The following is a 23,304-nucleotide window of genomic DNA, read 5'->3' as shown; positions in this document are numbered from 1 at the left end:
CACGGACCTCCGAGGACACCGGCCTCTGAGGACCCGGACTTCTGAGGACGCCGACTCGTGAGGACATGGGCTTCTGAGGACACCGGCTCCTGAGGACACCGGCCGCTGAGTGAATGCGGTCTCTGGGTGAATGCTGCCCCTGAGTAAATACGACTTGGTGGGATGTGGGGCGGGGCGGGGGTGGGGTGTGGGGATCATGCGGGTACGGGAGTGGGTGTCCGTAGATGTCCGGGGACCCGTACGCTGTCCCCGGTTCCTGTTGGGGTCGACCGGCGGGGGGTAGCGTGCCTCTGCTTCACAAGATCGCTGGAGTCGTGATCGTCTGCGCCGTGGTCCTGGGACTGACGCTCCCAGGGGACCGGCGGGGGCGCGACAAGGAGGACGCGGCCGAGCGGGCCGGGGCCGCGTCCAAGACGACGCCCACCGCGCGCCCGGCCAAAGCGGGGGCCACGCCCGCTCCCGGGAGCGGGTCGCCGTCGGTGTCGGCGAGCGCGCCGATCCGGGCGGCGGCGCCCGGGGCGGCGGCGGCCAAGGCGAACGAGCTCGGCCAGGTGCCGGTGCTGATGTACCACCGGATCGTTGAGAAGCCCGAGCGGCCGCTGGACCGGTCGGCCAAAGAGCTGTACGACGAGCTGACACGGCTCGCCAAGGACGGCTACTGCCCGATCACGGCCGCGGAGTTCGTCGGCGGGCGGTTCAACGTCCCGGCCGGCAAGCACCCCGTCGTGCTGACGTTCGACGACGGCACCCCCGATCATTTCGCGCTGGACCCGCAGGGGCGGCCGAAGGGCGGCACCGCCGTGGCGATCATCCAGCGTGTCGCGGCGGAGAACCCCGGCTTCCGGCCGGTCGCGACGTTCTTCATGACCAGGGAGCTGTTCGGGATGGAGGACGCGCAGGCGGCGACCGCGCTGAAATGGCTCCAGCAGCACGGGTACGAGCTCGGCAACCACACGATGAACCACCCCAACCTCTCCGGCATGTCCCAGAAGGAGGTGCGAGAGGAGATCGGGGAGATCGAGGACCGGGTCGTCCAGCTGACCGGGCGGCACACGACCACGCTGGCGTACCCGTACGGGGCCCTGCCGGAGAAGCTCGCGTGGGCCGAGAAGGCGGACGGCAGATACGGCTTCCAGGGCAACTTCGTCGCCGGCTGGCGGCCGTCGGCGTCGCCGTTCGACGAGGAATTCGACCGGTGGGAGATCAACCGGATCCGATCCGAAGGCAAGATCGCGGAGAACGACTGCAAGAAGTACTGCTCCACCGCGTGGCTCGAACAGCTGGACAAGAACCCGCATGAGCGGTACACATCTGACGGAGACCCGAACACCGTGACGTTTCCCAAGGCGGCCGAGTACCGTCTGGCCAAGGAGTACCGGGGCCGTGCGCGGACGTACTGACGGCCGGGCCGCGCGACTCGCCCGAGGCTGGATTGACCACGGGAGATTGGTCCCATATCCTGATCGCTGCGCTGTGGGCCTGCGCGCGCTTCGGACGGAGCAGGCTCGCGCTCGGTCAGGTCGGCGACAACGGTTCGGTGTACTGACGCGGCATGGTCCGCGTTCCCTTCCGGTCCTCGGCAGGGCGGAAAACGGCCCTCCGCGCAGAACCCATACGACTTCACTGTCCGTACCGGAGCCAGCCGACACATGACGAGCAGCACCGAGGCCACCTCGACCACCCCGCAGGTAGCGGTCAACGACATCGGGTCCGAGGAAGCCTTCCTCGCCGCGATCGATGAGACCATCAAGTACTTCAACGACGGCGACATTGTCGAAGGCACTGTCGTCAAGGTCGATCGTGACGAGGTCCTCCTCGACATCGGCTACAAGACCGAGGGCGTCATTCCCTCGCGTGAGCTGTCCATCAAGCATGACGTCGACCCGAACGAGGTCGTCTCCACCGGAGACCACGTCGAGGCCCTCGTCCTCCAGAAGGAGGACAAGGAGGGCCGGCTGATCCTGTCCAAGAAGCGCGCCCAGTACGAGCGCGCCTGGGGCACGATCGAGAAGATCAAGGACGAGGACGGCATCGTCACCGGCACGGTCATCGAGGTCGTCAAGGGCGGCCTGATCCTCGACATCGGCCTGCGGGGCTTCCTGCCAGCGTCGCTGGTCGAGATGCGCCGGGTCCGCGACCTGCAGCCGTATGTCGGCCGCGAGCTCGAGGCCAAGATCATCGAGCTGGACAAGAACCGCAACAACGTGGTGCTGTCCCGCCGCGCCTGGCTGGAGCAGACGCAGAGCGAGGTCCGCCAGACCTTCCTCAACACGCTGCAGAAGGGCCAGGTCCGCAAGGGCGTCGTGTCCTCGATCGTCAACTTCGGCGCGTTCGTCGACCTCGGCGGCGTCGACGGGCTGGTGCACGTCTCCGAACTGTCCTGGAAGCACATCGACCACCCGTCCGAGGTCGTCGAGGTGGGCCAGGAGGTCACGGTCGAGGTCCTGGACGTCGACATGGAGCGCGAGCGGGTCTCGCTGTCGCTCAAGGCGACGCAGGAAGACCCGTGGCAGCAGTTCGCCCGCACCCACCAGATCGGGCAGGTCGTCCCGGGACGCGTCACCAAGCTGGTGCCGTTCGGTGCGTTCGTCCGCGTCGAGGAGGGCATCGAGGGCCTGGTGCACATCTCCGAGCTGGCCGAGCGTCACGTGGAGATCCCCGAGCAGGTCGTGCAGGTCGGCGACGAGATCTTCGTGAAGATCATCGACATCGACCTCGACCGGCGCCGCATCAGCCTGTCGCTCAAGCAGGCCAACGAGGGCGCCGCCGGCGTCGAGGAAGAGGACTTCGACCCGACGCTGTACGGCATGCCCGCCGAGTACGACGACCAGGGCAACTACAAGTACCCCGAGGGCTTCGACGCCGACACCGGCGAATGGCTGGAGGGCTTCGACGAGCAGCGTGAGACCTGGGAGCGGCAGTACGCCGAGGCCCGGTCCCGCTTCGACGCCCACCGCAAGCAGATCGAGGAGGCCCGCAAGGCCGAGGCCGAGGCCGGTGCCGAGCCCGCGAGCAGCGGTGCCGCCGGCGGTGGCGGCGGTGGCGGTGGCGAGACCTCCTACTCCGGCGGCGGCGAGAGCGAGACGACCGGTGGCGCACTGGCCACCGACGAGGCTCTCGCGGCGCTGCGGGAGAAGCTCTCCGGCGGCCAGTAGGCCCGTCCCTTCCTCCGGCGGGCCGCGTGCGGACGCGATCCGCGCCCGGAACGCCGGAGGAAGGAAACCCGGTGACGGTCCGCCGCACCGGCGGCGCATGCCCCGGAAGGCCAGACCGCCCGGGTGCGGAGGTCGCCCGATATCCTCGACACGGCCGGAGAACGATCTTTCGGGATCGGCCTCCGGCCGTGCTTCGGTTACGTCACCATGATGTCGGACGGCCACGTGACTCCGGCGGTGCCCGTGTGACCCGTCGCCCCCGAAGCGCTCACCCGTCCCGCAGGTCCGCTCGTCCCCGGGAGCACTCGTTCAATTGGCCAGCACAGACGCCAGCACAGACGCCGGCGCCAGGACCGGCGGCCCCGCCGCGTCCGGGCCCTCCATCGTCCCGCAGGGCCCCGCCAGGCTCGCGCTGATCGCGGTCACCGTCGCGGTCCTCGCGCAGACACTGCGGTTCTCGCTGCCCCAGCTCGACCATTTCGCCGACCAGACCGGCATCGCGGCCGCCGCCGGCGGAGTGCTGGTCGTGTACCTCGCCGGGTTCACCTCGCCGCTGATCCGCCGAGCCGTCGGCCCCCGCGGCCTGCTGCTCGCCGCGGTCGGCGGCCTGTTCGCCGTCCGGCTGCTCGCGCAGGCCATCGACCCGCGCACCTGGCTGGCGTTCGCCGGCACCGCCATCGGCATGATCGCCGTCGCGGCGCTGTACGAGGGCGCCCGCGGCCTGTCCGGCGTCGGGTTCGCCACCGCCACCGTCGCGGGCCTGTCGATCGACGCCGCGGTGCGGATGTGCTTCGCCACCTGGGACCCCGTGTGGCGTGACGGCGTCGGGCCGTGGCTGGCGTGCCTGGCGTTCGTCGGCGTCGGAGCCGCCGCGCTCTACCGGGAGACGGCGTCCGGGCCGGTCACCGCGCCCGGGGTGTCCTGGCGGGACGCGCTCGGCGCGGCCGCGTTCGGGCCGTTCCTGGCGCTGCAGATCCTCGTGCTGTCCAGCCCCGCGTTCGTGGCGTCGTCCGGCTGGCAGTCGCTGACGGCCGCGCACGTCACGATCGTCGTCGGGCAGGGCCTCGCGCTGGCGTTCCTCGCGTCCGGCCTCGCCGTCCGGGCGGTGCCGGGCGGTGTGTGCGTGCTCGGCGGCACCGTCCTCGGGGTCGGCGCCGGCGCCGTCGCCGGGACCTACGCGATCTCCGGCATCGAGGTCGTGCCCATCGTGATCCTCGGGCAGGTGCTGTCGGCGTGGCTGCTGGCGGTGGCGTGCCGTGCGCCGCTGCGGCGCGCCGGCACCGGCGGGCCGGTGTGGCGGGTGGACGCCGGCGCCGCGCTCGGCGGCCTGCTGATCGCCGCGATCCTCGTCCCGTACCAGGTCAGCGCCGTCTCACCGCTGCCGTTCCCGAACAATCTGCTGCCCGGCCTCGCCGGGATCGCGCTCGGCGCGCTCGCCGCCATCGCCTCGGCCCGCGGCGGCCCGCTGCCCGCCCGCGCGCCGCTGCGCGCCCTCACCGCCGGCGCCGCCGCGCTCGCCCTGCTGGCCGGCACCCTGGTGTTCTCGGTGGCCGCGCCGGACGGGAAGGCGCAGGCGGGGCCAGTGCCGGGGCATGTCCGGGTGCTCAGCTACAACATCCACGACGCGGTCAACCAGGCCGGCCGCCTCGACCCGGAGGGCATCGCCCGCGTCATCGAGGAGCAGCGCGCGCAGGTCGTCCTGCTGCAGGAGGCCAGCCGCGGGTCGCTGCTGTCGGGCACCGCCGACGTCGGCGTGTGGCTGTCGCGGCGCCTCGGCATGAAGCTGATCTGGGGCCCCGCCGCCGACGGCCAGTTCGGCAACGCGATCCTGACGTCGCTGCCGGTGCGCAGTTCGGGGACGGGCCGGTGGCCGCGCGGCGACTGGTCGCAGATCCGCGGCTACGTGTGGGCGCGGCTCGGCGTCGGCGGCACCACGATGGACGTGTGGTCGACGCACCTGGAGGGCGGCGAGGACCAGTCCGACGAGCGGGTCCGCTCGATCGCGGCGCTGCTGCGGGCCTGGGGCGGCGCGCCCCGCACCCTGATCGGCGGCGACTTCAACGCCGGGCCGGGCAGCCCGGAACTGGCGGCGATGACCGACGGCACGGACCTGCGCAGCACCGCGATCGGCAACGACTCGTCCCCCACCAGGTCCGACGGCGCCCGCACCGACTGGATCTTCGGGTCGGACGGCATCCTCGTCACCGAGTACAACGTGCCGGCCTCGGAGGCCTCCGACCACTACCCGGTCGCGGTGACCATCCGGATCGGGCGCTGAGCAGACCCGGGGGCCCCGCGCCGCTAGGGTCGTCCCATGAGCGAACCGACGGTCGCGGTCGAGCGGGCCGGCCCGCAGGACGCCGGGGAGATCCTGACCGTCCAGCGCGCCGCCTACGTCGCGGAGGCGCAGCTGTACGGCGACCCGTTCATCCCCCCGCTGGTCGAGTCGGCCGAGCAGCTCCGGAAGGTGCTGTCGGGTGACGCGGTGGTTTTGAAGGCGGTGCTGGGCGGCCGTCTCGCCGGGGCGGTCCGCGCCCGGTTCAGCGACCACACGTGCCTGGTGGGGCGGCTCGTGGTCGTCCCCGACCTGCAGGGCCGCGGCATCGGGCGGCGGCTCCTCGCCGCGCTGGAGGACGAGGTGGCCGGGCGCGCCGACGCCTGCGTGCTGTTCACCGGGCACCTCAGCGAGACGAACCTGCGCCTGTACCGGCGCCTCGGCTACTCCGAGACGCACCGGGAGCGCGTCGCCGCGCACCTCACCCTCGTGCACATGCGCAAGCCCCTCGTGCCCGCCGGGACCGGGTGACCGGGCGGCCGCTAGGGTGAGCGCGTGCTGAAAGTGGGACTCACCGGCGGGATCGGGTCGGGCAAGAGCCAGGTGTCGGCGCGGCTCGCCGAACGCGGCGCCGTGGTCATCGACGCCGACAAGATCGCCCGGGAGGTGGTGGAGCCGGGCACGCCGGGCCTCGCCGCCGTCGTGGCGGAGTTCGGCGAGGACGTGCTGCTGCCGTCCGGCGGCCTCGACCGCGAGAAGGTCGGCCGGATCGTGTTCGCCGACGCCGGCCGCCTCGCCGCGCTGAACGCGATCGTCCACCCGCTGGTGGGGGAGCGGATGCAGGAGCTGATGGACGCCGCCCCCGACGGGGCGGTCGTCGTGTACGACGTCCCGCTCCTCGCGGAGAACGGCCTGGCCCCCATGTACGACGAGGTCGTCGTCGTGGACGCCCCGGAGGATGTCCAGCTCGACCGTCTCGTCGCCCGCCGCGGCATGACCGAGGAAGACGCCCGCGCCCGTATGGCGAATCAGGCGTCCCGCGCGGACCGCCGCGCCGTCGCGACCCGCGTCATCGACAACTCCGGCACCCTCGACGCCCTGAAAGCCCAGGTCGACGCCCTCTGGGAGACCCTGGCCCGCAGGGCGGCCGCCTAGAACGGGGCGTCGAGGGGAAGCCGGTGGACGTCGGGGAGGTAGGGGTCCAGTTCGCCGGGTTCGAAGCGGCACATGCCGACGGCGTACCAGAATTCGGCGGTGGCGTTGCCCTCCCACTTGTAGCGGCCGTCGGGGGCCAGCGCGGCCCAGCCTTCGGACAGGCCGAGGAGGGTCGCGCGGCGCGTGGGGGCGGTGCCGGCGCCGGTGCCGGCGCCGACGTCCCAGAGGATGATGGCGCCGTCGTCGCCCGCGGTGGCGAGCAGTGAGCCGTCCGGGCTGAACGCGGCCGACCAGACGCGGCGGGTGTGGCCGGTGAGGGTGTGCAGCGCTTCGCCGGTGGACGGGTCCCAGAGGCGGACGACCATGTCGTCGCCCGCGCTCACGAGCAGCGTCCCGGACGGGTGGAACGCCGTCGTCCACAGGCGGCCGGTGTGGCCGGTGAGGGTGTGCAGCGCTTCGCCGGTGGACGGGTCCCAGAGGCGGACGGTTCCGTCGTTGCTCGCGCTGGCGAGGGTTTCGCCGGACGGCGAGAACGTCACGCGGTAGACGCGGTCGTCGTGGCCTTCGAGTTCGGCGGTGAGTTCGCCGGTGCGGGGGTGCCACAGGCGGACGAGGCCGTCGTCGCAGCCGGTGGCGACCAGGGCGCCGGTGCCGGCGGAGGCGGGCTGGAAGTCGATGCTGCGGACCCGGCCCCGGTGGTCGGCGAGGTTCACGACCTCGCGGCCGGTCGTCCAGTACCAGAGGCGGACGGTGTCGTCGTCGTTGGCGGTGGCGAGGACGTCGCCGGCGGGCGCGAACGCGTGCGCCCAGACGTGGTCGGTCTCCACGTTCAGCTCGCGTTCGAAGGTGCCGGTCCCGGCCTGCCACAGGTGGACGCCGCCGTCGTTGGTGGCGGTGGCGAGCTGGGAGTCGCGGGTGTTGAAGGTCGCGGAGGTGAGGTTGTCGGCGACGCCGCGCAGCTCGCGGATCATCCGGCCGGTGCGTGGGTCCCAGAGCCGGACGAGGCCGTCGTTGCCGCTGCCGGCGAGCATGCCGCCGTCCGGGCTGAAGGTGACGCCGGTGACGCGGCGGCCGTGGCCGCGCAGCACGACGCGGCACTGCCCGGTCTCGGCGTCCCACAGCCGGGCCGTCCCGTCGTTGCTGCTGGTGGCGAGCTGGGCGCCGTCGGGGCGGAACGCGAACGGCCACACGGCGCCGCGGTGCCCGGCCAGTTCGAGGCGCTGCCGGCCCGTCCTCGGGTCCCACAGCCGGACGGATCCGGCGCTGTCGGCGGTGGCGAGGCGGCCGCCGTCGGGGCTGAACGCCGCCTGGTAGATGCCGCCCTCGTGGCCGGACAGCGTCGCGCGGTGGCGGCCGTCCTCCCAGAGCCGGACGGACGCGTCGGTGTCGCCGGTGACGAGGAGGTTCCCGCCCGGGTGGAACGCGATGGCGTAGACGCGTCCGGTGTGGCCGAGGAGTTCCTGCCGGATCTCGCCGGTGCGGATGTCCCAGAGCCGGACGACGCCCGCCTCGTCCCCGGCCGCCAGGATGGAGCCGTCCGGGTGGAACACGGCCCGGAACACGGCGCCGCGGTGGCCGGTCAGCTCGCGCAGCAGGGTCCCGCCGGCGAGGTCCCAGACGCGCAGGGTGCCGCCGGCGTCGCCGGTGACCATGAGCGAGCCCATCGGGTCGAACACGGCCGTGTAGACGGGCGCGGTGTGCCCGGTCAGCTCGTGCAGCAGGGCGCCGGTCGCGGTGTCCCACACGCGGACGGTCCCGTCGGCGGCGCCCGCCGCGAGGAGGTCGCCGTGCGACGGGGAGCGCCCGCCGGCGACGACCGGCCACACGCCCTCCGGGTGGACGGTGAAGGTGTGGGCGGTGTGCCCGGTGGCGAGGTCCCACAGCCGGACGGTGCCGTCCGCGGACCCGCTGGCCAGCAGGTTCCCGGCGGAGTCGAACGCCACCGCGTAGGCGCGGTCGGTGTGGCCCTGGAGGGTGCGCAGGGGGGTGCCGGTGACGGCGTCGCAGACGAGGACGCCGCCGTCCTCGCAGCCCACGGCCAGGACGGAGCCGCCGGGGCTGTAGGCGAGCGGCTGGGGGAGGCGGCTGGTCTGGAAGTGGAAGCCGTAGGGGACGCCGACGCCGGCGGGGGCGACCTGGATGTCGATGGGGCGGCCGGGCGCGATGGCCGCCTCCCGCAGTTCCGGTGCGTTCGCGACGCGTTCGGGGAGCGTGGCGTCCACGAGGGCGGCGCGCGTCCAGCGTCCGCCTTCGACGGCGACGTCGCGCAGGTCGGCGCGGGCGAGCCGGGCGCGTGACAGGTCGGCGCCGCGCAGGTCGGCTCCGGTCAGCGTGGCCTCGTCGAGGCGGGCCCCGGCCAGGGACGCGTCGCGCAGGACGGCGCGGGACAGGTTGGCGCCGACGAGCTGCGCGTCGGTGAGGTCGGCGCCGGTCAGGTCGACCTCCTGCAGGTCGCGGTAGGACAGGTCCTCGCCTTGCAGGCGCGCGCCGCGCAGGTCGGTGCGCGCCGGGGTGCGCAGCCGTGTCGTGATGCGGATGGCGTTGGCGCGGGCGATGTCGTCGGCGCCGGGGTCGGCGAGCACCGCGGCCGCCCATTCCTGGCAGGCGCGGGTGTCGGCGAGGTCGCAGAGGAAGTCGACGATGAGCTGGGTGAGCGCGCGCCCGCCCAGCGCGGCCGGCGCCGCGTCCCGTTCGAACTCGTCCGCGATGTGCCGCGCGACGAGCCACTCCATCACCGACGTGTGGATGAATCCGAACAGGCCCTCCGCGGTGCGGACGAGGAGGCTCCCGGCGCCGACGGCGTGCGTCACCTGGTGCGGCGACATGCGGCCGCCCGCGAGGCCGGTGAGGGTGTCGGCGACGTCGGCGAGCTCGGCGAGGCGGAGGAACTGCTCGTTGCCCTCCCACAGCCGCAGCGCGAGCGTCCCGACGGCCCGCCACATGTCCTCGGCCTTCAGCCCGGACGGCCCGCCCGACCCGCCGACCCGGTCGGCCTCGTACGCCAGCCACGACGACAGGATCTCGTGGTAGAGGTCGGCGGGGCTGACGGCCCGGCGTGCCTGCGCCACGGCGCGGAGCCGTTCCTCGGGCAGGTCGGCGATGAACGACAGCATCCGCGGGTTGGACGTCAGCACCAGCAGTTCCCCGATGCCCGCGAGCAGGGCCAGGCGCGCTTCGGCCGCGCCCTCGTCCCCGTACCGGTTGACCAGGTACGAGCGGACCTGCGGGGGTGTGAAGTCCTCCAGGCCGAGGACGCGCCGGTGCGGCAGCACGCCGACCTTCTCGCCGAGCGCGGTCAGCACCTGCGCCTGCGACTTGAAGTGCTGCGTGCGGCTCGCCACCACGATCTTGGCCTTGTCCTGGGCGGCCTGCAGCAGCGTGTCGAGGTGGTCGGCGGCCTGGTCGTAGGTCATCCGCGTCACCAGCTCGTCGAACCCGTCGAAGAGCAGGACGATGCGCCCCTGGCGGAGCATGTAGTGGAACGCCTTGAGGTCGATCAGCTCCTCGCCGTGGTTGGCGAGATGCGCGGCGACGAGGCCGTCCACCGAGTGCGCCTTGTCGAGGGCCCGCAGCTCGATGAGGATCGGGATGACGTGCGGCAGTTCCTCGGGGATGCGGCGGGCCAGCTCGCGCAGCGCGAACGTCTTCCCGCGGCCGAAGTCGCCGAGCAGCAGCAGGAACCGGCCGTGGTCGGCGGCCAGCAGCCGCAGCATCTCGCCGACCACGTCGTCGTGGACGTCCCGGCCCGGATCGGCGCCGGGCGGGCGGCCGCGCTCACCGTCCCGCGGCCCGGCCGGCGCGCCGGTGCCGAGCCGGTCGAGTTCCCGGTAGCGCTGCGGGACGTACAGGGCCGGCGGGTACAGGCCGCCCGCGGAGAGCCGTCCCGTCTGCGCCGTCACGTATTCGGAGAGGTCGACGAGGCCCTGGAACTCGGTGAGGCTCCGCACGCGGATGCCGCGCCGCAGCGCGTCGTCGCGCAGTGACCGGGCGGGCGCGGGGCCCAGATACACCAGTTCGGACCCGTGGTCGGTGCCGTCGGCGTGCACATGCCGGACGAACGCGTCGACGTCCGCCTCGGTCACCTGGCCCACATGCGCGCCGATGCGGTACTGCCGGACGAACCCGTCCTCCAGGTGGGTGAGCAGCAGGTGCGGCGGGTCCGACCGGCCGTCCTCACGCGGCGGCGGGACGATGCGCCGGATCGTCGCGCGTTCGAACCGCGTCTCGCACGCCTCCGTCAGGCGGTCGAGGAGCCGCGCCGCGGGGTCGGGGACCGGGTCGGCGGCGCGGCCCGCCCCCGGCCCGAGTTCCGGGACGGGCGGAGCCGGCGGCGTCTCGGCGCGCGGCGGGGGGAACGTGCCCGCGGCGTTCGCCCAGGACCGTTCGAGACGTTCGGGGCCGCGCCGTTCGGCGTCCTCGGGGATCCACCGCCGCAGGCCGTCGCGCTCCACGACCACGATCTGGTGGCGGCCGGGCCCGAGCGCCGGGACGGACGGGACGCCGCCGCCCAGCAGGGGGATCGCGCCGAACTCCGACTCCGTCCCCTGGAAGAACAGGTTGACGTGGCCGCCGAGGAGCATCTCGACGGTCTCGGGGTCGCGCAGCGCGCCGGGCTCCCCGGAGATCGGCGTGTGCTCGACCGCGGCGAGGCGGAGCCAGCCGTCGTCCTCGAAGTGCCGGAGCCGCTCGTTGAACCAGGCGGCCTGCGCCCGGCCGACCTGCCCGTACCGGTCCTCCTCGCGGTGCGTCTGCGGCAGCGTCGAGTTGAGGCCGGCGACCGCGACCCGCAGGTCGGGGACGGGGAACAGCGTCCACGGCTGGGCGCTGTCGAAGATGAGCGCGTCGATGCCCTGGTAGAACTCCTTGAACAGACCTGCGTAGTGCCGCCATTTGGGCCAGTACGGCGGCTGCGGCTCGATGTCGTCGGCCTCGCAGCTGGAGAAGTAGGCCTGGCAGGCCGCGCGGGTGACGTCGTGGGTGCCGGGGACGACCACGACGCGCTGCGCCTCCAGCCCGAGCAGGGCGCGCAGGCTCGTCAGGAACGACAGCGCCTCGGCGAACTCCTTGCGGCTGCCCGAGTGGGTGATGTTGCCGGTGACGAGGAGCAGGTCGGGGCGCGGCACGCCGGAGTCGGCCAGCCGCGTCACGTCGCTCCAGATGCGGTCCTGCAGCTCGGTGGCGGTGGTGGGCTCGCCGGGCTCGGCGAGCGTCCGCCCGAACCGGGGCCCGGCGACGTGCAGGACGCTCAGCCGCTCGCGCGGCTCCTCCCCGCCGCCGCCGGCGGCGGGGAACGCCGGCGCCGCCACGGGCGCCCGCCGCGCGGGCCGCTCACCGGCCGGATCCGGCCGGCCGCCGCCGGCGTCCTCCAGACGGCCCTGGAGGGGTTCCCGGTCGCCGGGGCCACCGGGAACGGCCCGGCCCGTTCCGGGGAAGCCGGGGCCGTTCTGGGGGCGCGCATGGCCGGCGAGGGCCTCGCCGATGCGCCGCATCAGCATCCGGCGCGCCTCGTCCGGGTCGTCGACGCCCACGAGGTCCACGTAGGTGATCGTGGACAGCAGCCCGTCGATCGGGCAGTCCTCGATGCGGACCGTGACCAGTTTGCGGGCCGGGTCGTCCGGGTCGGCCCGCAGCGCCGCCATCCACTCCATCCGCCCGTACCGGGACCGCAGGTAGTTGCGCGACAGCACCGCGACGACGGCCCTGGCCTCCGACAGGCCCCGGTCCATGAAGTCGATGAAGTTGGTGCCGGGCACGAAGTCCCACGCCTGCATCATCGTCCGGTGCCCGGCCGCCTCCAGCTGCCAGGCGATCCAGGACGCCCACCGCTCGTCCGCGGGGGAGTAGCTGATGAAGAAGTCGGTCGGACGCTCCTGCCTGGGGTGGCCGCCGTGGGTCGTCATTCCGCCAGTATCGCGCGGCGGGGCGACGAAAGCAGTGCCCCGGGCCGCCTATGGGATCATGTCGCGCGTGTCACCCCGGATCGAGATCCTGCGCCGCGCGGCCGGACGGCTGGGCGTTCTGGACTGGATCCGTGTCGGGGTGCTCGTCCTCGGCCTGGTGTTCGTCGCCACCGGCCTGCTGCCGGCCGGCACGGCGCGCTCCAGCGTCGAGCGGATTGCGCCGCTGCTGCTGTTCCTGTTCAGCGTCATCGTCCTGGCGGAGCTCACCAAGGCGGCCGGGGTCTTCGACGCGATCGCGCAGCGGATGGCGCGGGCGGGACGCGGCAACTACGCGGTCCTGTTCCTGCTGTGCGTGGCGTTCGCCTCGCTCACCACCATCTTCCTCAACCTCGACACGACCGCGGTGCTGCTGACGCCCGTCATGCTGGCGCTGGCGGCGCGCGCGCGGATCGCGACCCTCCCGCTGGCCATGACGACGGTGTGGCTGGCCAACACCGCCAGCCTTCTGCTGCCGGTGTCGAACCTGACGAACCTGCTCGCCGCCGACCGCGTCGCGCTGGGTACCCGCGCGTTCGCCGCCCGCATGTGGGCGCCGCAGCTCGCGGCCCTGGCGGTCACGATGGCGCTGCTGTGGGCGTTCTACTGGCGGCGGCGGATGCGCGGCGCCGACTCCTACGACCCGCCCGCACCCGCGCCCGTCCGGGACCGGGTGCTGTTCTCGGCGACCGGGCTCGCCTGCCTGATGTTCATCGGCGCGATCCTCGCCGGCGTGCACACCGGGATCCAGCTCGGCATCGCCGCGACCGCCGCCGCCGCCGTGGCCGCCGCCGCGTTCGCCGTCCGCGACCGGGCGGCGCTGCGTCCCGCGCTCATCCCGTGGCAGCTCATGGTGTTCGTCACCGGCCTGTTCCTGGTCGTGCCGACGCTGGAGCGGTTCGGGCTGGACGACGTGATGCGCGCCGTCATGGGCGGGGACGACGGTGTCGTGGGTGCGTTCCGGGCCGCGTTCGCCGGTGCGGGACTGTCGAACGTCCTCAACAACCTCCCCGCCTACGTGGCGGGGGAGCCGGCCGTGCCCGCGGCGAACAAGGACCAGCTTCTGTCGCTGCTCATCGGGACGAACGTGGGGCCCGTCATCACACCGTGGGGGTCGCTCGCCACGCTGCTGTGGTTCGAGTGGTGCCGCCGGTGGGACGTCAGGGTCCCGATGCGCAAGTTCGTGCTGACGGGGGCCGTCCTGGCCGTGGCGGGCTGTGCGGCCACCGTCCCGGCGCTCCTGCTGACCGGCTGACCATCACGGGCCGAGGCTCACCGGCCGAGACTCGCCGTGCCTCACAGGGCCGGATTCACCGGGTGAGGCGGACGCGGCCGTCCCGGTTCGTGATCCTCGCCGTGGTCGCCAGGAGGCGGTCGAGCAGTTCCGGGCGCGCCGCCACGAAACCGAGCTCGGACGCCGGGCGGTCGACGCCCAGCGCGTACGGCCGCCCGTCCAGGCGGCGCAGCTCGGCTCCCGCCTCCGCGGCCAGCAGCGCCCCGGCGGGCAGATCCACGATCTCGGGCAGGTAGCCGACGATCCCGTCGATGTCGCCGCGCGCCAGCATCGCCCACGCCACCAGCGGCGCCCACAGCTGCAGCATCCGCGCGCACTGCCCCTCAATGGCCGAACGCAGCGCGAACGCCACGGGGTCGTCCGAGGCGACCTGATGCCCTTGCGTCCATGCCAGGACGGGGTTGTCGTCCCGCCCCGGCCGCGGACGATCGGCCAGCGTCAGCGGCTCCCCGTCCGGCCCCAGGGCGCCCCTCCCGCGCACCGCCGACCACGTCCGTCCCGCCGCCGGGTCGTGGACGACGCCCAGGACGGGCTCTGCGCGCGCGCACAGCGCCAGACCCACCGCGTACACCGGCATGCCGATCGCGACGTTGTTGGTGCCGTCCAGCGGATCGACGAGCCAGAGCATCTCCTCACCGGGCGCCCCTTCGAGGACCCCGGACTCCTCGGCGATGATGCGGTGCCCCGGATACGCCGCCCGGAGCCGCCCGACGATCAGTTCCTCGGCGGCCGTGTCCAGCGCGGTCACCACGTCCCCGCCCGGGCCCTTCGGCCGGACGTCCAAAGGCCCGCCCATCCCGGCGGACAGCAGCGCCCCCGCCGCCACCGCCGCGTCCACCGCCACGCGGCGGGCCTCGGAGAGATCGACCGGAAGGGCCGGTGACGGGGTCGTGGATCTCATCGGGCCTTCTCCAGTCGGGTCCGGCGCCGGGCTACCGGCGCGCCGAGCGGTGGTGCCGCGCGTGCGGATCAGAGGTGGGACGCTTGCCGGGCAGGGCGGCGGGCGCCGCGGGGGAGGGAGCGGGAGGCGGATGCGCGGACGCGATCCTGCGAGCGGAACGCCGCAGCGCGCGCACGGTGTCGGCATGGCCGGAGCGTGAACGGTGCACCCGGTGCGAGGGAACGCCCGGAGGCCCGAGCGACAGATCGCCGCCGCCGGGCGTCCGGCGCCCCAGCGCGACCGTCGCGGCGTCCATGCCGTCCTCGATGAGCGTGGTGTGGAACACGCCCGCCGGCAGCGTGTACGACTCGCCGGTCCGGTGTGCGATGGAACGGCCGGGAGAGCAGCGGACGGTGCGCCCGGTCGCCTTCAGCTCGTCCACGCCGTCCGCGCTGACGACCTCGAAGATCTGCCGCGTCTCGCCGGCGGGGTCCCGGCCGGACGTCCCGCCCGGCCCCTCGGCTATCTCCATGCGCACGTTCCGCACCGTCCCGTACAGGACGAAGCTCAGCAGATCCCAGCTGTGGCAGTGCACCGGGGACGTGGTCGACGGGGCCGGGCGCACCTCCGGCGTCCAGATGTGCAGGCACACGCCGAAGTCGCCGCTGCGCTCCACGGGAAGGCAGACGAAGCCCAGCGGATGGCGCACGGCCGGGACGTGCGAGCGGCCCGCCGCGACGTCGTCCATGACGCGCCCGGCCCACGCCGGCAGCGTCCGCGCCGCTGTACCGGCCCGGATGTCCTCGCGGATCTCCTCGTACCTCACTCCGGCGGCCCCATCACTCGCGTCACTCGTAGGGATCCTTGGCCCGCAGCGCCTTGCGGATGACCTCGATGACGTCACGGTCGGTGTAGCCCTGCGGGAGATCGATCCCGATCACCTCGAAGAGCTTGCGGGCCTCCTCGACGGTCGGCTCGTCGTCCAGCGGCGCCAGCCGCGCCTGCTCGACGGGCACGCGGCGCGCCTGGTCGAGGCTCGTCTGCAGCTCCGCGCTCACCCAGCTGTAGTAGAACTTGTTGCTGTCCACGACCAGCGCCTCGCCGCGCGGGTCGTCGCGGGTCACCACGACCCGGGACGCCGCCAGGTCGTACCGCAGCGTCGTCATCGTCCGCGCCAGGCCGATGTCGATGTCGAGCATCGCGAACCGCTGCTTGTGCCAGCACGCCGCGAGGAGCGTGGCGTAGGCCTCCTTGCGGGTGCGGTCCAGCGTCCACGGCTCGCCCGTCGCGTCCGGGCCGTCCGACACCGAGCGGCGGTGACGCGCGTACGCCTCGCAGACCTCCACGTCGGTGGGGTCGAGGATCTCCAGGCGGAACAGCAGCGTCCGGCGCTCTCTGCGCGCCGCCGCCACGCACTCGGGCAGTGTCCGCGCACGGATGTAGGTGCCCGTCCCGCCTTTGAAGAACCACCGGTCGGTGTCGCGGCGCGCCTCTTCGAGGACCTGCGCCACCTGCGTCCCGCTGATGACGCGGACGACCGTGGTCTCGTCCAGGGTGCGCTTGGTGTCGGACAGGACGTTCTCGAACCCCTCGATGTGGCTCAGCCTGCCGCTCAGGTCGTCCAGGGTGGTCGAGGACGCGCGCAGCGTGTCACGGACCTCCGCCTCGACCGGGATGCGGCGGCTGCGGTCCCGCAGGACCGACGTCGCCAGCAGGCCGATGACGGCCAGGATCGCGCTGTTGGTGATCTCCGCCTCGTTCGGCAGGTTCACCCCGACGCCGATCACGGCGACGGTGACGGCGAGCACGAGCGCGATCACGGCGTCGGCGTTCTTCCCGAGCCAGTTGGCGAAGCGGGTCATGTTCTGCGGTTTCCCCGTCCCAGGTCGGCGCCGATGGCGCTGCGGGGGCGCGCGGGGCCGTCCCCTTCGGACGGCACGGTCGGCGCCGTCATGGTAACCACAGCACCCGGAGGGCGGGAAAGGCCCGTGGTAAGGGCGATTCGCGTTCCCCCGGGGGACGGCCGCCCTTACCGTCCCGCCGGGACGACCCTGGCGGCCTGCGGCTCGCTATAGGCTCATCGCATGCGCGCGCGGGGCTGGTGGTCGGCGGCGTGGCCGACACGGAGGTCACGCGCGCTCGACGTCTCCCTCGCCGTGGCTCTGGCCGCAGCCGACGGAACGTTCCTGTGGTTCGCCGAGCAGGAGTTCTGGCTGCCGCCGCCGGTCGTGTCGGTGTGCAGCGTCATCCTCGGCCTGGCCGCGGTCCTGCGCCGCGTCCACCCCGTGGGGCTCGCGCTGTTCATGGTGGTCTTCGGCACGGTCGCCGGTGCGGGGGTGTTCTCCGCGCTCGTCATCCTGTACTCGCTCGCGGCCTATACCGCGTCCCGCCGGACGGTGCTGACCATCGCCGTCTTCGGTTACGCCTTCTCGCTCGCCCTCCCCTCGCCGACGGCGGGCAACGAGGCGTTCATCGCGCAGGCCATCTTCGGTGTCGCGTTCATCGCCGTCCCCGTCCTGCTCGGCCTGTACATGGGTGCGCGCAAGCAACTCCTTGTATCGCTCCAGGAACGCGCGGCGCGCCTCGAACGGGAACAGCACCTCCTCGCAGAGCGCGCGCGGGGAGAGGAACGGACCCGCATCGCCCGGGAGATGCACGACGTGGTCGCCAACAGGATCAGCGTCATGGTCGTGCACGCGGGGGCGCTCAAGGCGACCGCCGTCCGCGACCCGGTGCGGGCCGCCGAGACCGCGACCGTGATCGGGGACATGGGGCGCCAGGCCCTGGAGGAGCTCCGCCACGTCATCGGGGTCCTCAGGCAGGGCGAGCAGGCACTGCCGTATGAGGCCGTGACCCTCGCCCACGTCCGCGAACTCGTCGGGCAGTCCGGTGCCGCCGGCCTCCGCGTCGACCTGTCGGTGCGCGGTGACGAGAAACCCATGCCCGCCGCCGTCGGGCGGACGGTCTACCGCCTCGTCCAGGAGGCGCTGACCAACGTCCACAAGCACGCCGGCGCCGCCGACACCCGCGTCGACCTCGGCCTCCTGCCCGGGGCCATCGAGGTGGAGATCGCCAACGACCCGCCCACGGCCCGTCCCGACCACCGGCTCCCGAGCGGCGGGAACGGCCTGGTCGGGCTCCGCGAGCGCGTCACCGCCCTCGGCGGCACCTTCGAGGCCGGTCCCCGCCGGGGCGGCTACGCCGTCCGCGCCAAGATTCCGCTGCCGGCGTCCTGACCTGCTCGGATATAGATTGTCCTACCCGCTGAATACAGTGGTGGGGCAGGGGAGAACGCCGGACGGATCCGGACCGAGGGGAAGAGGCGACGATGCGGCCGATCACGGATCTGCGGCGCCGCGTGGCGCCGTTCGAGGTCGTCACGGAGATGACGCCGTCGGGCGACCAGCCGGCGGCGATCGCCGCCCTCGCCGCCCGCATCGACGGCGGCGACAAGGACAACGTGCTGCTCGGCGCCACCGGCACGGGCAAGACCGCCACGATCGCGTGGCTGGTGGAGAAGGTGCAGCGGCCCGTCCTGGTCATGCAGCCGAACAAGACCCTCGCCGCCCAGTTCGCCAACGAGCTGCGCGAGATGATGCCGCACAACGCCGTCGAGTACTTCGTCTCCTACTACGACTACTACCAGCCCGAGGCGTACATCCCGCAGACCGACACCTACATCGAGAAGGACTCCTCGATCAACGACGAGGTCGACCGGCTGCGGCACTCGGCGACCAACTCGCTGCTCACCCGCCGCGACACCGTCGTCGTCGCGTCCGTCTCCTGCATCTACGGCCTCGGCACCCCGCAGGAGTACGTCGACCGCATGGTCCGCCTCCGCGTCGGCCAGGAGATCGACCGCGACGACCTGCTCCGGCAGCTCGTCGGCATGCAGTACACCCGCAACGACCTCGCGTTCACCCGCGGCACGTTCCGGGTCCGCGGCGACACCGTCGAGATCATCCCGCAGTACGAGGAACTCGCCGTCCGCATCGAGATGTTCGGCGACGAGATCGAGAAGCTCGCCACCCTTCACCCCCTCACCGGCGAGGTGATCACCGAGGACGAGGAGCTGTACGTCTTCCCCGCCTCCCACTACGTCGCCGGCCCCGAGCGGATGGAGCGGGCCATCCGCGACATCGAGGCCGAACTGGAGGACGCCCTCGCCGTCATGGAACGGCAGGGCAAGATGCTGGAGGCGCAGCGCCTGCGCATGCGCACCGCCTACGACATCGAGATGATGCGGCAGGTCGGCACCTGCTCCGGCATCGAGAACTACTCCCGCCACATCGACGGCCGCGGCGCCGGCACCGCCCCCAACACCCTCCTCGACTACTTCCCCGAGGACTTCCTCCTCGTCATCGACGAATCCCACCAGACCGTCCCGCAGATCGGCGCGATGTACGAGGGCGACGCGTCCCGCAAGCGGATGCTGGTCGAGCACGGCTTCCGGCTGCCGTCCGCCATGGACAACCGGCCCCTCAAATGGGAGGAGTTCCTCGACCGCATCGGCCAGACCGTCTACCTGTCCGCCACGCCCGGCTCCTACGAGATGAACCGCGTCAAGGGCGACGTCGTCGAGCAGGTCATCCGCCCGACCGGCCTCATCGACCCCGAGATCGTCGTGAAGCCGACCAAGGGGCAGATCGACGACCTCATCCACGAGATCCGCGAGCGCACCGAACGCGACGAACGCGTCCTCGTCACCACCCTCACCAAGAAGATGTCCGAGGACCTCACCGACTACCTCCTCGAACTCGGCATCCAGGTCCGCTACCTGCACAGCGAGGTCGACACGCTGCGCCGCATCGAGCTGCTCCGCGAGCTGCGCGCCGGCGAGTTCGACGTGCTGGTCGGCATCAACCTGCTCCGTGAGGGCCTCGACCTGCCCGAGGTGTCCCTCGTCGCGATCCTCGACGCCGACAAGGAGGGCTTCCTGCGCTCGGAGACGTCCCTCATCCAGACGATCGGCCGCGCGGCCCGCAACGTCTCCGGCCAGGTCCACATGTACGCCGACACGGTCACCCCGTCGATGGAACGCGCGATCGACGAGACCAACCGCCGCCGGGCCAAGCAGCAGGCCTACAACGACGAGCACGGCATCGAGCCGCAGGCCCTCCGCAAGCGCATCGCCGACATCCTCGACTCCCTCGTCCGCGAGGACGCCGACACCGAGACCCTCCTCGGCGGCGCCGGCCGCCAGCAGAGCCGCGGCAAGGCCCCCGTCCCCGGCCTCGCGTCCCGCACCAGGGAGGTCGGCCGCCACGCCGCCGACCTCGTCGGGGAACGCCCCCGCGAGGAGATGGAGGCCCTCATCGAGCAGATGACCGCGCAGATGCACCAGGCCGCCGCCGACCTCCAGTTCGAGCTCGCCGCCCGCCTCCGCGACGAGATCAAGGAACTCAAACGCGAACTCCGAGACATGAAGGAGGCGGGCGTCAAATAGGGGACGCGCGGCGGCGTCAGGTGAAGGCGAGCATGACGCGATCCTCCACCGGCCGGTAGCCGAGCCGCCGGTACACGCCGTGCGCGAAGATCGTCGACTTGCCCGCGCCGGAGCGGCCGGTGGGGCCGCATGGCCGCGCGGCGGCACCTCGAACGGGACTCCCCGCAGCACCGGCCGCGGCGGCCGGTAGCCGAACCACACGTCGCGGAACTCCAGGGCGGGGGGACGCCTGCGCGGCGGGTCCCGGCCGGAAGGGCGCGGACGGATCGCCCCTGGCGGCGTTCTACCATCGCGGGATGGAGTATGAGGTTCGTCCGGCGCGGCCCGAGGATCTGCCGGGGCTGGCGTCGATCGAGAGTTCGGGCGATGCGATGTTCGCCGAGATCGGGATCGTGTTCCCTCCGGGGCCGACCGTGATCGAGCAGATGACGGGCCAGATGACGGGCAAGGACGCGGAGATCGTCGTGGCCGGTGATCCGCCGGTGGGTTTCGCGGCGGTCGAGGAGGTCGACGGCGCGGCGCACCTGGAGCAGATCTCGGTGCGCGGCGACCTGACGGGCAAGGGGATCGGTGTCCGGCTGCTCGGCGCGGTGATGGCGCGGGCCGCCGAGGCGGGGTCGCCCGGGGTCAGCCTGCTGACGTTCCGGGACGTCGCGTGGAACGGGCCCTGGTACGCCGCGCACGGCTTCGCCGCGCTGCCCGAGGAGCGGTGGGGGCCGGGGATCAGGTCGTACTGGAACGCCGAGATCGAGGCGGGCCTGCACGAGCTGGGCCCGCGCCTGGTCATGTGGGCGCCGCTCGGCCGGCCGTAGCCCGGTTGTTGATCTACAACGTAAAGGCGGGAACCTGGAGCGCCTCATGGACGTCTGCCCCATGGACGTGAAGGAGGACGATGATCAGCCCGGTGGTGTGGGTCCGGGACCGATTCGGCGAACGGGGCCTCGCCGTCGCCGTCCTGGTGGTGCTGCTGGCCCTGGGCGTCGTCCCGCTGGTGGCGCTGCCGGCGGCGCGGTGCAAGGTCTTCGGCAGCGGGTGCCACGAGCCGGGGCCCGATGTGCGCGCCGATCCGGTGGCGACCGAAAGGGCGCTCACGCCGGTCGAAGCCGCCACTTGGGGCTCTTATGTCGCGTTGGGGGATTCGTACTCGTCGGGCGTCGGCGCGGAGGCGAGCGTGGCCGACCACAACCCTCTCGACCGGTGCCACCGGACGTCCAAGGCGTACTACCACGAGGTCTCGAAGGCCTTCCGGTTCGCGAAGGGCAGCGCGTTCTGGGCGTGCTCCGGCGCGACGACGGCCGATGTGCTGAAGGGGCGGGGCGGGGAACCACCGCAGATCGGCCGCATCGGCCCTGACACCAGCCTGGTCACCCTGAGCATCGGCGGCAACGACGTCGGGTTCTCCAAGGTGCTCGCCGGGTGCGTCGTCAAGCTGCCGTGGAGCAAGGACTGCACCCGGCAGGGCGAGGACGTCGCCGGGCGGATGGCCGAACTGCGCACGAGCCTCCCCGCGCTGCTCGACAAGATCACAGCGAAGGCGCCGCGCGCACGGGTGATCGTGATGGGGTACCCGAAGGCGTTCTCCGAGGTCAGCGGCGTGGACGGGGACAACATCACCGTGTCCGACCAGCGGTGGCTGAACGCGCGGGCCTACGACCTGGGCCGGCTGATCCGGCAGTCCGCACTGGAGGCGGACGCGAAGATCGCCGCCCGGAACGGCCGGGGCAGCGTCGAGTTCGCCGACGCCTACAGCGCGTTCGCCGGCCACGAGGTGGGCAGCAGCGACCCGTACATGAACGGCCTGGCGCTGAACCTGTCGGCGCTCGAGGCCGAGCCGCGCAGCTATCACCCGACCGCCGCCGGGCATCACGCGCTGGCCGGCCTGTTCGTCGAGCAGGTCAGGAAGGGCCCGGGGCGGCCGCTCTCCTAGCGCGGACGGCGCGTTCCACCGCGATCGCGACGAGTTCCGTGCCTCCCCGTGAGCGGCCCCGCCCCGGCGGGTAGGGGGTGTGGGACACCGCCGTCGATCGGGGGAGCCGATGGCCGTCACAGTGGCGCTCGCCGGTGACACCATGCTGGGCCGGGGAGTGGCGGACGAGATCGCCGCCTCCGGCCCGCACGGACTGTTCTCCGCCGGCGTGCGCGAGGTCTTCGCGGAAGCCGACCTCGCCCTGCTGAACCTGGAGTGCTGCGTGTCCGCCCGCGGCAGGCGCTGGGAGGCGCCGGGCAAGCCCTTCCACTTCCGGGCGCCCCCGGATGCGGTCGGGGCTCTCACCGACCTCGGCGTGGACTGCGTGACGCTCGCCAACAACCACGCGCTCGACTATGGCCCGGACGCGCTGGAGGACACGCTCGACCACCTGGAGAGGGCGGGCATCCGGGCCGCCGGCGCGGGTTCGAGCCCCGAGGAGGCGCGGGAGAGCGTCGTCCTGGAAGCGGAAGGCGTCAACGTCGCGGTCGTGGGGATCACCGACCATCCCTCCGACTTCGCCGTCGGGCCCGGCAGGCCGGGCGTCGCCCTCGTCGAGCTGGAGAGAGGCGTGCCGGAGCGCCTTCTGGAGCAGATCCGGCGCCTCCGCGCGGGCAACGACGCGGTGCTCGTCCTGCCGCACTGGGGCCCGAACATGACGCAGGAGCCGCTGCTCTACGTCCGGCGGGCGGCCAGGGCCCTGGTGGACGCCGGTGCGACGCTCATCGCCGGCAGTTCGGCGCACGTCTTTCACGGAGTCGCCTGGCCCGTCATCTTCGACATGGGCGACCTCATCGACGATTACGTCGTCAGCGAGCTGCTCCGCAACGACCTCGGGTTGCTGTTCCTGGTCACGCTCGGCCGCGCGGGCCCGTCCCGGATCGAGGCCGTGCCGCTGCGGCTCGGATTCGGCCACACGAGCCTCGCCGGTGACGCCGACCGCCAGTGGATCGCCGAGCGTTTCACCGGGGCCTGCGCGGCCTTCGGGACGCGGGTGACCGCCCACGAGGGCCGTCTCGTCATCGACGGGCCGCCGCGGGCGGGCGGGCCGTAGCGGGCTCCGGCTTCCCGGCGGCCCCGAGCTGGACGGCGACGCCCCGCCCGCCTCCGCGCGTCCCATCCGCGACCAGCGCGACGTGGCCCTTCAGCGGACGCTTCTCCATGGTCATCGCTCCCTCCGGACGCAGCAGGTGCCAG

The 23,304-nt window shown here is 72.9% G+C and carries 17 protein-coding genes; 11 read left to right on the top strand and 6 right to left on the bottom strand.

The window, feature by feature from the left end:
• Positions 1–284 precede the first annotated feature (284 nt).
• From ACGFK0_RS25795 to coaE, 5 genes are all read left to right on the top strand, one after another.
• Entirely contained in the window at positions 285–1,400 is a 1,116-nt protein-coding gene (locus tag ACGFK0_RS25795; protein ID WP_392909043.1) for a polysaccharide deacetylase family protein, read from the top strand.
• 249 nt (positions 1,401–1,649) lie between these two features.
• Positions 1,650–3,155, top strand: a complete 1,506-nt coding sequence (rpsA, locus tag ACGFK0_RS25790; RefSeq protein WP_392909041.1) for a 30S ribosomal protein S1 — start codon at positions 1,650–1,652, stop codon at positions 3,153–3,155.
• A gap of 313 nt (positions 3,156–3,468) precedes the next feature.
• A complete protein-coding gene (locus tag ACGFK0_RS25785; protein ID WP_392909039.1) occupies positions 3,469–5,433 on the top strand; it encodes an endonuclease/exonuclease/phosphatase family protein in 1,965 nt (654 codons plus the stop codon).
• Between the two features lie 36 nt (positions 5,434–5,469).
• Positions 5,470–5,961 (top strand): GNAT family N-acetyltransferase, encoded by a 492-nt coding sequence (locus tag ACGFK0_RS25780; RefSeq protein WP_392909037.1) that lies wholly within the window; start codon positions 5,470–5,472, stop codon positions 5,959–5,961.
• Positions 5,962–5,985: 24 nt separating this feature from the next.
• Entirely contained in the window at positions 5,986–6,585 is a 600-nt protein-coding gene (gene coaE / locus ACGFK0_RS25775) for a dephospho-CoA kinase (protein WP_392909035.1), read from the top strand.
• On the opposite strand, the gene ACGFK0_RS25770 is transcribed toward coaE, so the two are convergent.
• Positions 6,582–12,485: a TIR domain-containing protein gene (locus ACGFK0_RS25770; protein ID WP_392909033.1), complete on the bottom strand. Its 5,904-nt coding sequence runs from the start codon at positions 12,483–12,485 to the stop codon at positions 6,582–6,584. The two genes, coaE and ACGFK0_RS25770, sit on opposite strands and share 4 nt — an antisense overlap.
• Before the next feature lie 67 nt (positions 12,486–12,552).
• On the opposite strand from ACGFK0_RS25770, the gene ACGFK0_RS25765 reads away from it, so the two are divergent.
• Positions 12,553–13,776, top strand: coding sequence for an SLC13 family permease (locus tag ACGFK0_RS25765; RefSeq protein WP_392909031.1), 1,224 nt, complete (start codon positions 12,553–12,555; stop codon positions 13,774–13,776).
• 55 nt (positions 13,777–13,831) lie between these two features.
• Here ACGFK0_RS25765 and ACGFK0_RS25760 read toward each other — a convergent pair whose 3' ends face one another.
• The 3 genes from ACGFK0_RS25760 to ACGFK0_RS25750 are packed head-to-tail and all read right to left on the bottom strand — an operon-like array spanning position 13,832 to position 16,557.
• Positions 13,832–14,716 carry an inositol monophosphatase family protein gene (locus tag ACGFK0_RS25760; protein WP_392909029.1) on the bottom strand — a complete coding sequence of 295 codons (885 nt, stop codon included), beginning with the start codon at positions 14,714–14,716 and terminating at the stop codon, positions 13,832–13,834.
• Positions 14,717–14,747: 31 nt separating this feature from the next.
• Complete coding sequence (locus ACGFK0_RS25755) at positions 14,748–15,521, bottom strand: hypothetical protein (RefSeq protein WP_392909027.1); 774 nt, start codon at positions 15,519–15,521, stop codon at positions 14,748–14,750.
• A gap of 22 nt (positions 15,522–15,543) precedes the next feature.
• Positions 15,544–16,557 carry a hypothetical protein gene (locus ACGFK0_RS25750; RefSeq protein WP_392909025.1) on the bottom strand — a complete coding sequence of 338 codons (1,014 nt, stop codon included), beginning with the start codon at positions 16,555–16,557 and terminating at the stop codon, positions 15,544–15,546.
• A 222-nt stretch (positions 16,558–16,779) separates the two neighbouring features.
• Between ACGFK0_RS25750 and ACGFK0_RS25745 the strand changes: the two genes are divergently transcribed.
• Positions 16,780–17,931 (top strand): sensor histidine kinase, encoded by a 1,152-nt coding sequence (locus tag ACGFK0_RS25745; protein WP_392909023.1) that lies wholly within the window; start codon positions 16,780–16,782, stop codon positions 17,929–17,931.
• 92 nt (positions 17,932–18,023) lie between these two features.
• Positions 18,024–20,141 carry an excinuclease ABC subunit UvrB gene (gene uvrB, locus ACGFK0_RS25740; protein WP_392909021.1) on the top strand — a complete coding sequence of 706 codons (2,118 nt, stop codon included), beginning with the start codon at positions 18,024–18,026 and terminating at the stop codon, positions 20,139–20,141.
• A 16-nt stretch (positions 20,142–20,157) separates the two neighbouring features.
• Here uvrB and ACGFK0_RS25735 read toward each other — a convergent pair whose 3' ends face one another.
• Positions 20,158–20,340 (bottom strand): hypothetical protein, encoded by a 183-nt coding sequence (locus tag ACGFK0_RS25735; protein ID WP_392909019.1) that lies wholly within the window; start codon positions 20,338–20,340, stop codon positions 20,158–20,160.
• A 97-nt stretch (positions 20,341–20,437) separates the two neighbouring features.
• Between ACGFK0_RS25735 and ACGFK0_RS25730 the strand changes: the two genes are divergently transcribed.
• From ACGFK0_RS25730 to ACGFK0_RS25720, 3 genes are all read left to right on the top strand, one after another.
• Positions 20,438–20,953: a GNAT family N-acetyltransferase gene (locus tag ACGFK0_RS25730; protein ID WP_392909017.1), complete on the top strand. Its 516-nt coding sequence runs from the start codon at positions 20,438–20,440 to the stop codon at positions 20,951–20,953.
• Between the two features lie 80 nt (positions 20,954–21,033).
• On the top strand, positions 21,034–22,068 hold the full coding sequence (locus ACGFK0_RS25725) for an SGNH/GDSL hydrolase family protein (protein WP_392909015.1): 1,035 nt from the start codon (positions 21,034–21,036) through the stop codon (positions 22,066–22,068).
• A 109-nt stretch (positions 22,069–22,177) separates the two neighbouring features.
• On the top strand, positions 22,178–23,161 hold the full coding sequence (locus tag ACGFK0_RS25720) for a CapA family protein (protein ID WP_392909013.1): 984 nt from the start codon (positions 22,178–22,180) through the stop codon (positions 23,159–23,161).
• Here ACGFK0_RS25720 and ACGFK0_RS25715 read toward each other — a convergent pair.
• Entirely contained in the window at positions 23,127–23,276 is a 150-nt protein-coding gene (locus ACGFK0_RS25715) for a hypothetical protein (protein ID WP_392909011.1), read from the bottom strand. The two genes, ACGFK0_RS25720 and ACGFK0_RS25715, sit on opposite strands and share 35 nt — an antisense overlap.
• Between the last annotated feature and the right edge of the window lie 28 nt (positions 23,277–23,304).

Source organism: Spirillospora sp. NPDC048823 (assembly GCF_043198445.1).
Taxonomy (GTDB): domain Bacteria; phylum Actinomycetota; class Actinomycetes; order Streptosporangiales; family Streptosporangiaceae; genus Spirillospora.
The sequence above is the reverse complement of the archived record's forward strand: the minus strand, read 5'-3'. Positions and strand labels throughout refer to the sequence as shown.